Here is a 12,556-nt window from a genome sequence, read left to right on the forward strand (position 1 = left end):
TTATGAGAAGACTACTTATTACTTGCCTCTCCCTGATCAGTATCGCTTATGCACAGAACAGAACAGCTGATATTTTCAAAGATGCTTCTTTGACCACGCTAAAAAAGAATATCGGCGAAAAACAGATCGATCTGCTGCAGAATCCTGCGCTTAAAAACGTAGCCACTCAATTGTATACTAAAACCTATCCTCTGGATAAACGCTACCGTGAATATAACAATTACGAATCTCCCCAGACATTAGCAAAGAAACTTAAGACAAGCCCTTACTCTCAATATGAAAATCCAACAGGCATCTACTTTTCAGCAGGAGATTCAGCCATTTTATGGGTCGAAAAAACAAATGCCACCCAACTTTCATTGCGTGTAACCAACTGGGATGATGAGGAATTTAAACAAAAAGATTATCCCCTAACGCAAGGCTACAATGCCTTTAAAATAGAAAATAAAGGAAATTCCTACATTCAATATTTTACTCCGGACAAGGCTGGTAACAACAAAGTGAAAATACATATCCTTTCCGGAAAAGTGAATGGCATCTTTGATATCAGTAAACACAGCAACGAAGACTGGGACAGCTTACTGGCGAATGCGACAGCGCCTGTACTGGATATTGTCGGGAAACAAGTGCAACTGGCTTATGCCGTTGAATCCCTGCAAGCCAATGCTGCTCATCAGGGTGTTGAACTGGTTAAACTTTACGACTCCATTATCGGTATACAACATGAGCTGATGGGGCTTAAGCACACAAATCGTATTCCGAAAAACAGAATGTTTGGACGTGTTATATGGAAAGGATTTATGCATGCAGATGGTATTGGAGCCGCTTTTCATAACAACACAATGAAAGATGTTGCCAGTGTTGCAGGGCTCAGAAAAAATTCTTGGGGTGTAGCACATGAATTTGGACATGTAAATCAGGTTCGGCCAAATATGAAATGGGTAGGAACTACCGAGGTTACAAATAACATTTATTCTGTCTGGACACAATATATCTATAATCAAAATCAACCTAAGCTGGAACGGGAAAAGTTAAAAGATTATGATGAGTCTAAGATCGGAGGTCGTATTACTTCTTATATGGAGTCGGCCTTTATACACCGCCAACCTTGGTTGACACAGGCTGGCCCGGACCGTTGGGACAGAGAGCGTCCGCGTGATTGGGGGGGAGATCATTTTGTTAAATTAGTACCTCTTTGGCAGTTACAATTATACTTCAATGTTGCAGGAGAAGGAAATGCATGGAAAAATAAAAATTTTTACGGTGACATTTTCACAAAAGCCATTAATGCGCCCACAACAAAAGATAAACCAGACGCCTATTATCAGCTTGAATTTATAAAGAATGCCTGTGATGCGGCAAAACTTGATCTGACAGACTTCTTTGAACAATCAGGACTTTTGATCCCGATAGATCTGTGGGTAGATGATTATACCTGTGCGCAAATGACCATTACTCCAGATGATATTCAACAAGTAAAGAGTTACGCAGCCAAATATCCGAAACCAAACACACCCGTGCTTCATTACATTACAGCCAATAGTGTACTGAGCTACAAAAATAAGTTAGCCCTATCCGGCACAAAAGGTTCCGGGTATACAAAAGAAAATAAAAAGATAATCGTTGATAACAGCAAATGGAAGAATGCTGTTGCCTTTGAAACTTTCGCAGGAGACAAATTAGTTAAAATTGCTTTTGTTGGGGCCGGATCAGCAGACGCTACACAAACTATTGTACATATACCAGAGGGAGCGACTGCAGTCAAAGCTGTCAGCTGGGATGGCAAACGTACAGATGTTTTGTAAAAATAGCTGAATAACCAGGTCAAAGAAGGTTTAACCTGGATTTTTGTTATGTCTTCCTGATAGAACTGGAAGACATAACTAACTTTAACGGAGCTTACTGTCTATCGTTGACAAATAAGAATAATCCTCAAAAGCAAAACTCGAGGTCTGTGACATCACATAATTCAATATTTGCTTCGCTTTAGTGAGCAGATTCTTTTGTTGTTCTATATCTGCAGTGTGAAGACCATCGTTCATCAGAATAAGAGCCAATGGACGAAGTTGTTCTACTTCCAGTTCCTGCTGAAAATAAGCCTGTAAGGATTCAGCAGTCTGATTCAGAAAAAAAACTCTGTCTTTTCCGAAAAACGTACTGTATCCATTATCAAAAAAATCCGGATCTTCCGGTTCGTCAAAGGCTGTAAACTTATCTGTGATCAATCGAAGGTACTTACCAATCTCGTTCATCCAATTCATCAACGAGTCTTTCTCAAATCTAATTCCCATTTATCTTTTATAACTTATCTGATCTGTCCGTCTCCGGTCACAAACCATTTTTCCGTAACCAATTTTTCCAAAGCAAAAGGACCTCTGGCATGAAGTTTCTGAGTAGAGATACCGATCTCTGCTCCAAGTCCGAATTCTCCACCGTCAGTAAATCGTGTAGAGGCGTTGGCATACACAGCCGCAGCATCTACACTATTCATAAACCGTTCAATTTTCTCCGCATCATTCGAGATAATACATTCTGAATGCCGGGAAGAATACAAAGCAATATGATCCAATGCCTCTTCTGTGTTATCCAATACTTTGATTGAACATTTCAAATCTAAAAATTCCCGACCAAAATCCGACTCTTCTGCATGCTTTAAAAATGGATAATTTTCCTTTTTTAACACTTCGTAAGCAGTATTGTCACCAAAAACTTCTACTTCCGCTTTTGAAAAAGCATCTACCAGCCTAGGTAAGAACGTGTTTGCAATCTCCCGATCCACCAATACCGTATCGAGAGCATTACACACAGAAGGACGACTAATCTTCGCATTTGCGACGATAGTTGCAGCTTTATCCAGATCTGCAGTAGTCTCCACATACGTATGGCACACTCCCGCACCGGTTTCGATAACGGGTACTTTAGCATGATTACGCACAAAATCAATAAGTGACTGCGAACCTCTCGGAATAATAATATCTACGTATTTTGTTGCTTCCAGCAGTTCGGTTACAAATTTACGGTCGGTCGGCAGAAGTTGTACTACCGCCGGATCAACAGACATATCAGTCAGCACTTTGCGGATAAGTTTGACCAGCACCATATTGGTATGCCAGGCATCACTACCACCACGCAGCAGACACACATTACCTGAGCGGATACAAAGTGCTGCCACATCTATAGATACATTAGGTCTGGACTCATAGATTACCGCGACTACACCTAAAGCGACTGTCTTCTTTTCCACTAACAGTCCGTTTTCCAGTCTTTTAGAAGAAAGTAACTTGCCTGTAGGATCTTCCAATAAGGCTATTTCACGTAAAGAGGAGCATAATCCGTTTATACGCTCCGCCGTCAGGAGCAATCTGTCATACTTAGGATCTTCTTTATCCATAGCATCCAGATCCGTTTGATTGGCCTCTAAAATTTCAGAGACATGCTGTTCCAGCACTTCTGCCAGTTGAATAAGTACCTGCGCTCTTTTCTCAGCAGGAATATGTTGAATAGCCTGGGTTGCCGCACGGGCAGCCAATAGCTGTGAGGTAATATTTTCCACGTTATAAGAGTACGATATCATTGGCATGCGCCAGTTCTACATTCTTTTTCTGATCCAGTTTTGTAAGAGCGGATGCATCTATCCGGGCTTTTGCCACAGCGATTTTCAGTCCCGTTTCATCCGAAATATGAAATACTTCTCCTGCTTCAAACCCCTGAATAACATCCTTAACGCCTACCGCCAGTAAACTTTTACGTTTTTGAAGGGCTTCCACCGCTCCGCCGTCAACACGTACCTCGCCTTTGATCAGACTGCCGCTGGCAATCCACTTATTACGTGAAGATACCCGCTTAGACTGCGGAAGGCAGACCGTCCCTGTCTCTCCTTTTACAGCTTTCAGCAGTCCATTTTCTGTCTGCATGCTGAAAATGACGGCACGGATTCCCATCTGACTCGCTAAGCGCGCAAAATTGAGCTTAGAAGTCATTCCTCCAAGCCCTACAGACGATTTATCTTTTCTGGCAAGAGACAAGGCTTCTTTATCAACGACTTTAATCTCCGCTATTACTCTTCCATCGGCATCCAGTACTCCGGGCACTGAAGTACTGAATAAAATCTGTTCTGCCCCAAATCCCACTGCAATCAATGTGGCCAATTCATCATTGTCGGAAAACTTCAGCTCCTTATTACTGACGACATCATTTTCATTGGCGATGGGAATAATATTATTTTTCCAGAGTTCTTCATACGTACTTTTCAACTGTAAAAACTGATCCCGGTTCGCAAAATGCTGCCTTTCACAAAGGCTTTGAGCCAATGCAATTTTGTATGGGCGAAAATAAGTACTGTATGTACGGATCAGTAATGGATTTCCTATAGCTGCAGCAGCTTTACGCTCAGAAAGTGTACCGGAATATTTAGGCAAGAATCGTTTACCGGCAGCTACGGCACCCGAAGATACCAGTACAATATTATATTTCTGTTGCAAATCAGCACATTGCCGCGCAATCTCCAACACAATTCGTTCATCTATTTCACCGTCTTTTGATGTGATTGCCGCTGAACCAAACTTGACAACCAGTATAGGTTTTTTCATTTTATTACTCCGCTCTTTTATCTCTGCCTTACATTAATCCCTAAAATTAAAAAGTTAAAGACACAAAACAAGCAAAATATGTAAAAGAATGGATAAAATAAATCACAGCCCTGCTGTTGGTAAGAATGCCAGCAGCAGGGCTGTGAGGTTCAGTTAATATAAAGTTTTCTGAAGAATTACAGCTTAAAGGAATAGATCTCCGTACCATCCGAAAAACGGATTTCAGTATCAAAATCAGTTCCATGAGTTGTTTTATAGCTTTTAACCAAAGTCTTTAATGTCTCGACATCACCCTGGTAAGTCAACGCAAATGGTTTTGCTAAATTATATCCGCTGAGATCCATAATCACTTTGCCTGTATTATCCACTTCAAACATGGTATACTTTCCGGAAGGTAATTGCACAGCAGCAGCACCTTTGTTCTGCAAGTCAGCTAAAAACTGATCAACAATCGCAGCTTTCTCTTTTGTAGCTCTGACAAAACCAAAAATAACATTAGCAGGAAGACGATTCAGTTTCGGAGAAAGCACTTTTACCATTTGTTGCTCAGGAAGGGTCAATGTATAATCAGAAGCTGTCACCTCCAGTTTTCCCTTGATCTGTTGTCCGCCTATGTTTACCTCTACAGGGTAACTTTTATTTTCCAGACTCACCAGATCAAACTGAGAAACTGCAGGTCCCAGACTTGTCAGGCAGACTTCCGGAGACTTGACATCATAATAATTTAGAACAATTGTTGCGTTCTGAAGTTTAAAATCGCTGTGCAGGTAATAATTACCACAATTAAAGATCTTTACCGTTTTATTAATTAAATGGAGAGTTTTAGCAGATCCATCAGCTCGTTCCATAAGCGAAACAGTAACAGGTTCAGCAGATGACTGTTTTTCTTCACTTTTTTCACAGGAGAATAACAGCAAGGACAGAAAAGCAAAAAATAGGTTTTGGATCACTTTCATATTAGTAGGTTTTTTTACATAAAACGTACAACATCTGCCAAATGCTACATAACTCCTATGTATTTATCCGGAAACCAGCCTCAAAATTTTTGTTCCACATCTTTTCCCCATTCCTCATTAAGCTGAATTGCAAAGTTAGCATTAGATGAAAAGCCTTCCAGTAACATTCCCTTGAACGTCAATCTCATATTATGCTTTAATGTAGAGGAAACAGAAAATTCGCGTATAATTTTATTATCCTTATTATATACTTTCAGGGCATATCCTATGTCCCTGGCAACTGGAAGATAACCAAGAAACTGATTGAATTGCAGCTCAGGTTGTGTTTTTCCAAATTCAGGATAAAATATAATAACTGATCCATCGGACAAATCCGGAAATCTGGCTTCACTAAAAGGCACATAATAGGGCAGTTCGTGTTCCTGTACAATCTCTATTTTTCCGATTCCGGAAAGATCAGCTTTATCTGTAAATTCAAATTTCACCTGAGAATAATAACGCTGTAATACCAGAGGAACTTTCAGATCTTCCCCCACTTCCAGGCTCATGATCCTTTCACCGAAAACCTCATTATCAGAATTATCAAAAGTATTATACAGATAATAATCATCCGCGGTTTTGATCGTGCGCGGTAGAGTCAGCGTTTTAACTGCCTGACTCAAAACAAAAGAGATATCATAACTTCCGGATGCCAGCGTCAGAGGCAGGTTCATTTCCATTGCATTTCTTTCAAGCTCTATCTTTCCTTCTGCCACAAGTTTGCGATCCTGCCTGTTGAAAACATGATAATATAAGTTTCGTAATACAGGGTTTACGGTTACAATCTTTCCATCATAAGATCCTGAAAGCCGCATATTATCAATTCGGATAGTTCCCGTTTTTTCATTGAATTGACTATTGTTACCCCGTTTCAAAACAAGCCTGAAGATGATTTTCTGAATTTCTTCAGTTCGCTGCAATTTAGTCAGGTCTGCCGTAATATCTCCCCAGGCCGTTCCCTTTATACTGCTCATATCATAGTCCGAAAGCAGCGCAATAAATGTAAGTCCGTTATCAACAGAATATAAGATATCCAACGCTTTAGGGCCAGTATCTGACCCCGAGGCATTAAAAGCTAACTGATTTAAAGATTTTACGTCTTTCAAGGGTATAGCGATCTCTATCTGTGTTACACCTCTAAAAGACGCAGCACGTCCGGCATTATATTCCCCATAAGCCTTTCCTGTTACAAAATCAACATTATTGGGTGTTACAGTCCATTGGACTCCATCTTCATCTAATGCAAGATCAGGTCTCAAAGTACCGTTATTAAAGGACCAGAAATATAAAGCTTGCTCTGATAGCACGTTGCTTCCGGAGTTTGCCAGAAGTTTCACCCCATTATCCAGAGGAGAAACAGAGGCTGTAAAACCGGACAGTACAAAATCTACACGATGGGTTTCTCTTACTTCCGGAACAGGACCCGATTTGCGGCATGAATAGAATACATGCAATATGATCAATAGTCCAAAATAAAGTTTTGCTTTTCTTTTCATAATTCAAAACAGACTTAAAGTAAAATAATGGGGTGTGCAGATATGCTGCTATCTGATAGACATCAGATAGCAGCATATTTTTGATTAAAAAGTCCTGGCTTAAAAGGGAATTACCCTGAAAGAATAACGACAGTTATTCACGAACACAACAGCAATAATAATTTAAATGTATTAAAAATTTATCTTAATTTCAAATTATTTCGCTATTAAAAATTAAATATCAATAAACAACTGTTAAGAAGTAAAGCGGTCATCATATGCCTTTTCCAGCGAGAACATCTCGTCTCTTAGCTTGGCAGCTTCAAGGAAGTCCATTTCTTTTGCTGCTTTCTCCATACGCTTCTTAGTTGTTTCGATAGCTTTCTTAAGATCTTTCTCACTCAGATACTGCATCACCGGATCAGCCGCCACAGCTACTGTAGGATCAGGTTCCACATATATTTTAGGTTCCATACCGTTGAAATCAGCAACAGAAGTCTGTTCCATTATTTCTTCCCTTGTCTTACCTACTGTGCGTGGAGTAATGTGATGCTCTTCATTATATTTCATCTGCTTTTCACGACGTCGGTTTGTCTCCTCTATAGTGATGCGCATACTGTCCGTCATCTTATCGGCATACATAATAACACGTCCCTTATCGTTACGGGCAGCACGTCCTATTGTCTGTATCAGAGAACGCTCCGAACGTAAAAAACCTTCTTTATCTGCATCCAGAATAGCTACCAGAGTCACTTCCGGAAGATCCAGTCCCTCACGAAGCAAATTGACACCTACTAATACATCAAACTCGCCAAGCCGGAGACCACGCAGGATTTCCACACGTTCTAAGGTTTTCACCTCGGAGTGGATATAGCGTACCTTAATATTCAGGCGAGTCATATATTTGGTCAGTTCTTCCGCCATACGTTTCGTTAAAGTAGTAGCCAGTATACGTCCGCCTTCTTGAATTGTTTTATCGACCTGCTCCAGAAAATCATCCACCTGGTTAATAGCCGGGCGTACTTCAATAACGGGATCTAACAATCCAGTAGGTCTGATCACTTGCTCCACAACCACACCTTCGGTTTGCTGTAACTCATAATCACCAGGAGTAGCAGAAACATATATGGTCTGATTGGTCAACGACTCAAATTCCGGAAAATTAAGCGGTCTGTTATCCAACGCGGCCGGCAGACGGAATCCATATTCCACTAATGATACTTTCCGGGAACGGTCACCTCCATACATAGCACGAAGTTGAGGAATAGTAACATGACTTTCATCAATAACTAATAAGTAGTCATCCGGGAAATAATCCAGTAATGTAAAGGGGCGCATTCCCGGCTGGCGGCCGTCAAAGAAACGGGAATAATTTTCAATCCCCGAGCAATACCCCAGTTCACGCATCATTTCCAGATCATAGTTGACACGCTCTTCCAGACGCTTTGCTTCCAACATCTTTCCTTCATCTTCCAGTTGGGTTTTACGCTGCATCAATTCATCCTGAATAGCCCAGATTGATTGGGTAAATTTTTCCTTCGGAGTAACGAACAGATTGGCCGGAAACAAGGCCAGATCTTCCATTTTATTAATTGTCTTGGCAGAGACCGGATCAATTGCACTCAATTCATCAATCTCATCTCCAAAAAAGGACACCCGAATCGCATAATCCAGATAGGCAGGATATACGTCTACAGTATCTCCTTTTACACGGAAAGTACCTCTTTTAAATTCGGCAGTTGTACGCGAATATAATATCTCCACCAATTTGTGAAGAAATGCATTTCTGCTGATAGTTGTTCCTACTGCAAAGCGGAAAATAGAACGGGAAAAATCCTCTGGATTTCCCATACCATAAATACAGGATACAGAAGATACAACAACAATATCTCTGCGGCCCGACATTAAAGAAGATGTCGTGGCTAACCGCAACTTTTCTATTTCTTCATTAATGGCCAGATCTTTTTCAATGTACGTATTGGAAGAAGCAATAAAAGCTTCGGGCTGGTAATAATCATAGTACGACACAAAGTAATTCACGGAGTTTTCCGGGAAAAACTGTTTAAATTCTCCATACAATTGTGCCGCCAGTGTTTTATTATGACTGAGAATCAGTGCCGGCTTTTGTGTCTCCTGAATTACATTTGCAATGGTAAACGTCTTTCCCGAACCTGTAACACCGAGAAGAGTCTGATATGTTTCACCATCATTCACACCTGCTACTAACTCTTTAATAGCCTGGGGCTGATCCCCGGTTGGTTGGTACTCGGAAGTTAATTTGAATTTCATTTGCCGTACATCTATAAAACATAAAAATACGCAATTTTCTCAACTTATCGAAGTACCAAATCCCAGCAGTAGCAAACAATAATTCATTTTTTTGTGTATATTGAGTAACAAACAACACAACTATTATGGTGACTATTCTTACAAAGCAAAACAGCATTGCCAACCAGTATATTGCAGAGCTCAGAGATGTAAAAATCCAACAGGACAGAATGCGCTTCCGACGCAATCTCGAACGGATAGGTGAAGTTATGGCTTACGAGATCAGCAAGACATTAGAATACCGTCAGCATTTTGTAGATACTCCTTTAGGTGTTGCTGACACACATGTTCCTTCAGATTATCCTGTATTGGGAACGATTATACGTGCGGGACTTCCTTTTCATCAGGGATTTCTGAATGTATTTGATCAGGCCGATAATGCATTTATTGCAGCATACAGACACACCAAGAAAAGCGGAGAGTTTGAAATCCATAAAAAATACACCAATACACCGAATCTGGATGACCGTGTGGTAATTATTGCAGATCCCATGCTGGCCACCGGCCGCAGTCTGGTCCTGTGTTGCAAAGACCTTCTTGCTGATTATAATATCAAAGAGTTGCATATAGCTGTGGTGATTGCATCTGAAGAAGGAGTACAACACGTCAGAGCCTTTCTTCCGGAAGCACAACTATGGATCGGGGCAGTGGATAATGAACTTACGAGCAAAGCATATATAGTACCGGGACTGGGAGACGCAGGAGATCTGGCATATGGAAACAAAGAGTAAAACACAGCAACTACTGATCCCAATAAGAGCGTGAAGTTTACGTTAAGCACGAAATTAATTAACAATTATTTAGCAGTTAAAATGTTAAAAATCAACACACAACACTTACATTTATATTATTATATCATTCGTTCTTTTTCACCACTAAAATTTATATTTTATGAATTGGCAAAAATACAATGGCGAATATATTCGCATTCCTATTACAGATGCCGTTGAAGAAATCATAGCCCGGGAAACAAGGCTCGGCAACAAACTCAAGGTTTACATCGGCACCGACTCTCAGGTCAAACGAGGAACCATCGACTTCGCTACCGTCATCGTCTTCCTCCGAGAGCACAAAGGCGGATTCATGTTCATCCATAAAGACAAGCGAACCCACCTCATGAGCATTAAAGAGCGGATGCTTCTTGAAGTTCAGAAATCCATAGAAATCGCCTACCACCTCTGCCCCCTCCTCGATCAATACCATGTGGATCTCGAAGTCCACGCCGACATCAACACCAATCCAAATTTTCAATCCAACGTTGCACTCAAAGAAGCTATGGGCTATATTATGGGAATGGGATTTGTGTTTAAGGCAAAACCGGAGTCCTTCGCCAGTACAAATTGTGCCAATAAACTGGTACAGTAACGTATAAAGTAGGATTTCTAACTTTACTTTGTATCTTTATCTGCGATAAGCAATAGAGGTATGCAAGACTTTTTTCAACAAATTGCCCGGCAGTTTGTCCAGACTTCTTTACTCGAATGGATAGGCACAATTACCGGATTCCTCTGCGTCTATCTTGCTGCCAGACAACATATCCTCAACTGGCCTGTCAGCATTATCAGTGTAACTATCTACGCCTACCTTTTTTACCATAGCAAACTCTACGGAGATGCGGTATTACAGATTTATTTTCTAGGAACGGCTGTATACGGCTGGTATTACTGGATCAAAAGAAAAAGAGAAGCTGACAAACCTATTGTAAGTTTTACGAACCGTCAGATGGTACAGACACTGGCTATCATTATCCTTCTGACAGCAGCTCTCGGAACCTTCCTTGATTATCAGACCAATTCCGATGTACCTTATATAGATGGCTTTTGTACGGCCGTAAGTTTTGTAGCTCAATTCCTGATGACCAGAAAAGTACTCCAAAACTGGTTATTGTGGGTATTTGTAGACATCTGTTATATCCCGCTTTACTATCATAAGGATTTATTATTGACAGCAGTGCTGTATCTTGCTTTCGCGTTCATTGCCTGGAAAGGCTATAAAGACTGGAAAAAGACGTATTTAACTACCTGAACTGGATAATATGATCATTTTCACCTCATGCGCTTCCGCTAAAGAAAGAGGATGAACAGTATGTATCTTCTGTTGATCCTTATGAAAAAGCAAGGTTATCTTCTCACTCTCAGCTACAGGTACAAATTCAATATTTAAATCACGTAAAGAAATAGCCGGCTGTGTATCCTTAAAGTAACGATAATCTGCAATGTAAATCAGTCGATGCTTATCAGAGATATCAAGTATTTCTTTACCGTAACGTATCCATAATAACATACGAATCATATAGATACTACATCCCAGCAATACACATATAACAATTACAGAAATAATATCAAATCCAGTTACAAGGCCTGTAATAATCAGAATCAGTACAATTATACCACAAATTACGCTCAGGAGGAGAAGTATACTAAATCCGAAAACAGAATATTCCGGATCTGAAACAGCGATAATATTTTTGTCGGTTGAATAATTAACAGGCATATTGGTCTGAGATTTTTCATCAAATATATATGCATTCCGTCAAAGGGTCAATAAAGAACAGTTATTCTTATATATTTGTCTCTATTAAGAGGAATATAAAGAATGGCGAATCAGATTTTAAAGAAAATAGCAGTAGTAGGCCCCGAATCTACAGGAAAATCGACCATTGCACAAGCCATAGCCCGACATTTCAATACAGTATGCGTACCGGAGTATGCCCGCGAATATTGTAAAAATCTAAAAAATGAATATACACTGCAGGATGAAGTCAATATGTATTATGGACAGATTGCTCTGGAGGACAGCCTTATTCCACTTTCTCAACATCATATCCTGATCTGCGACACTACGATCCTGACCGTCAAAGTATGGTGCGATTACCTGTTTGGAGATACACCGGATGAAGTTAAAAATGAGATCACACGCAGAGAGTACGACCTGTACCTGCTTATGGATATAGATCTGCCCTGGGAGGATGATCCTCTGCGTGATTTTCCAAATGAACGGGAACATTTCTTGGAGGTCTGGAAAAAAGAACTCAACAGCTTAGGAGCCAGATACAAGCTCATTTCAGGATTAGGAGAAGACCGGTTGCAAAATGCATTGAAAGCGATAGAAGAATACGTAATCCTATAAATACTTAACAAAAAAAGAGCTTCATCTTAATTTTCGGATG

At 40.3% G+C, this 12,556-nt stretch carries 12 protein-coding genes; 5 read left to right on the forward strand and 7 right to left on the reverse strand.

Going from position 1 to position 12,556, the window contains the following annotated elements; translation table 11 throughout:
• Nucleotides 1-2 precede the first annotated feature (2 nt).
• Nucleotides 3-1,805, forward strand: a complete 1,803-nt coding sequence (locus B4B65_RS17260; protein ID WP_293917271.1) for a M60 family metallopeptidase — start codon at nt 3-5, stop codon at nt 1,803-1,805.
• Between the two features lie 84 nt (nt 1,806-1,889).
• Here the strand turns inward: B4B65_RS17260 and B4B65_RS17265 are convergent, their stop codons facing one another.
• The 6 genes from B4B65_RS17265 to uvrB all read right to left on the reverse strand — a co-directional run bounded on the left by B4B65_RS17265 (nt 1,890) and on the right by uvrB (nt 9,348).
• The gene (locus B4B65_RS17265; protein WP_293917273.1) at nt 1,890-2,291 is read right to left on the reverse strand and encodes a hypothetical protein; all 402 of its coding nucleotides are present in this window, start codon (nt 2,289-2,291) and stop codon (nt 1,890-1,892) included.
• A gap of 14 nt (nt 2,292-2,305) precedes the next feature.
• A complete protein-coding gene (locus B4B65_RS17270) occupies nt 2,306-3,574 on the reverse strand; it encodes a glutamate-5-semialdehyde dehydrogenase (protein WP_293917277.1) in 1,269 nt (422 codons plus the stop codon).
• On the reverse strand, nt 3,555-4,589 hold the full coding sequence (gene proB, locus B4B65_RS17275; RefSeq protein ID WP_293917279.1) for a glutamate 5-kinase: 1,035 nt from the start codon (nt 4,587-4,589) through the stop codon (nt 3,555-3,557). Before proB ends, B4B65_RS17270 begins: the two co-directional genes overlap by 20 nt.
• A gap of 176 nt (nt 4,590-4,765) precedes the next feature.
• Complete coding sequence (locus tag B4B65_RS17280) at nt 4,766-5,545, reverse strand: hypothetical protein (protein WP_293917281.1); 780 nt, start codon at nt 5,543-5,545, stop codon at nt 4,766-4,768.
• 80 nt (nt 5,546-5,625) lie between these two features.
• Entirely contained in the window at nt 5,626-7,080 is a 1,455-nt protein-coding gene (locus tag B4B65_RS17285) for a hypothetical protein (RefSeq protein WP_293917284.1), read from the reverse strand.
• Nucleotides 7,081-7,314: 234 nt separating this feature from the next.
• The gene (uvrB, locus tag B4B65_RS17290; protein WP_201680712.1) at nt 7,315-9,348 is read right to left on the reverse strand and encodes an excinuclease ABC subunit UvrB; all 2,034 of its coding nucleotides are present in this window, start codon (nt 9,346-9,348) and stop codon (nt 7,315-7,317) included.
• Nucleotides 9,349-9,473: 125 nt separating this feature from the next.
• Here uvrB and upp point away from each other — a divergent pair, with 125 nt between their 5' ends.
• From upp to pnuC, 3 genes are all read left to right on the forward strand, one after another.
• Nucleotides 9,474-10,118 carry a uracil phosphoribosyltransferase gene (upp, locus tag B4B65_RS17295; RefSeq protein WP_003011495.1) on the forward strand — a complete coding sequence of 215 codons (645 nt, stop codon included), beginning with the start codon at nt 9,474-9,476 and terminating at the stop codon, nt 10,116-10,118.
• 160 nt (nt 10,119-10,278) lie between these two features.
• Nucleotides 10,279-10,752, forward strand: a complete 474-nt coding sequence (locus tag B4B65_RS17300) for a ribonuclease H-like YkuK family protein (RefSeq protein WP_003000862.1) — start codon at nt 10,279-10,281, stop codon at nt 10,750-10,752.
• Nucleotides 10,753-10,812: 60 nt separating this feature from the next.
• Nucleotides 10,813-11,412, forward strand: a complete 600-nt coding sequence (gene pnuC / locus B4B65_RS17305; RefSeq protein WP_293917289.1) for a nicotinamide riboside transporter PnuC — start codon at nt 10,813-10,815, stop codon at nt 11,410-11,412.
• On the opposite strand, the gene B4B65_RS17310 is transcribed toward pnuC, so the two are convergent.
• Nucleotides 11,401-11,880, reverse strand: a complete 480-nt coding sequence (locus B4B65_RS17310; protein WP_293917291.1) for a hypothetical protein — start codon at nt 11,878-11,880, stop codon at nt 11,401-11,403. The two genes, pnuC and B4B65_RS17310, sit on opposite strands and share 12 nt — an antisense overlap.
• Nucleotides 11,881-11,982: 102 nt before the next feature.
• On the opposite strand from B4B65_RS17310, the gene B4B65_RS17315 reads away from it, so the two are divergent.
• On the forward strand, nt 11,983-12,516 hold the full coding sequence (locus B4B65_RS17315) for an ATP-binding protein (RefSeq protein ID WP_293917294.1): 534 nt from the start codon (nt 11,983-11,985) through the stop codon (nt 12,514-12,516).
• Nucleotides 12,517-12,556 lie beyond the last annotated feature (40 nt).

The sequence above is a fragment of the Sphingobacterium sp. UBA5789 genome, from assembly GCF_002418355.1.
In the GTDB taxonomy this organism is placed as follows: Bacteria; Bacteroidota; Bacteroidia; order Sphingobacteriales; family Sphingobacteriaceae; genus Sphingobacterium.

Excerpts from the sequence above, each read along its gene's own strand:
- B4B65_RS17265 (WP_293917273.1), bottom strand. The coding sequence starts at position 2,291 with ATGGGAATTAGATTTGAGAAAGACTCGTTGATGAATTGGATGAACGAG.
- uvrB (WP_201680712.1), bottom strand. The coding sequence starts at position 9,348 with ATGAAATTCAAATTAACTTCCGAGTACCAACCAACCGGGGATCAGCCC.
- B4B65_RS17315 (WP_293917294.1), top strand. The coding sequence starts at position 11,983 with ATGGCGAATCAGATTTTAAAGAAAATAGCAGTAGTAGGCCCCGAATCT.
- pnuC (WP_293917289.1), top strand. The coding sequence starts at position 10,813 with ATGCAAGACTTTTTTCAACAAATTGCCCGGCAGTTTGTCCAGACTTCT.
- upp (WP_003011495.1), top strand. The coding sequence starts at position 9,474 with ATGGTGACTATTCTTACAAAGCAAAACAGCATTGCCAACCAGTATATT.
- proB (WP_293917279.1), bottom strand. The coding sequence starts at position 4,589 with ATGAAAAAACCTATACTGGTTGTCAAGTTTGGTTCAGCGGCAATCACA.
- B4B65_RS17310 (WP_293917291.1), bottom strand. The coding sequence starts at position 11,880 with ATGCCTGTTAATTATTCAACCGACAAAAATATTATCGCTGTTTCAGAT.
- B4B65_RS17270 (WP_293917277.1), bottom strand. The coding sequence starts at position 3,574 with ATGATATCGTACTCTTATAACGTGGAAAATATTACCTCACAGCTATTG.
- B4B65_RS17280 (WP_293917281.1), bottom strand. The coding sequence starts at position 5,545 with ATGAAAGTGATCCAAAACCTATTTTTTGCTTTTCTGTCCTTGCTGTTA.
- B4B65_RS17300 (WP_003000862.1), top strand. The coding sequence starts at position 10,279 with ATGAATTGGCAAAAATACAATGGCGAATATATTCGCATTCCTATTACA.
- B4B65_RS17285 (WP_293917284.1), bottom strand. The coding sequence starts at position 7,080 with ATGAAAAGAAAAGCAAAACTTTATTTTGGACTATTGATCATATTGCAT.
- B4B65_RS17260 (WP_293917271.1), top strand. The coding sequence starts at position 3 with ATGAGAAGACTACTTATTACTTGCCTCTCCCTGATCAGTATCGCTTAT.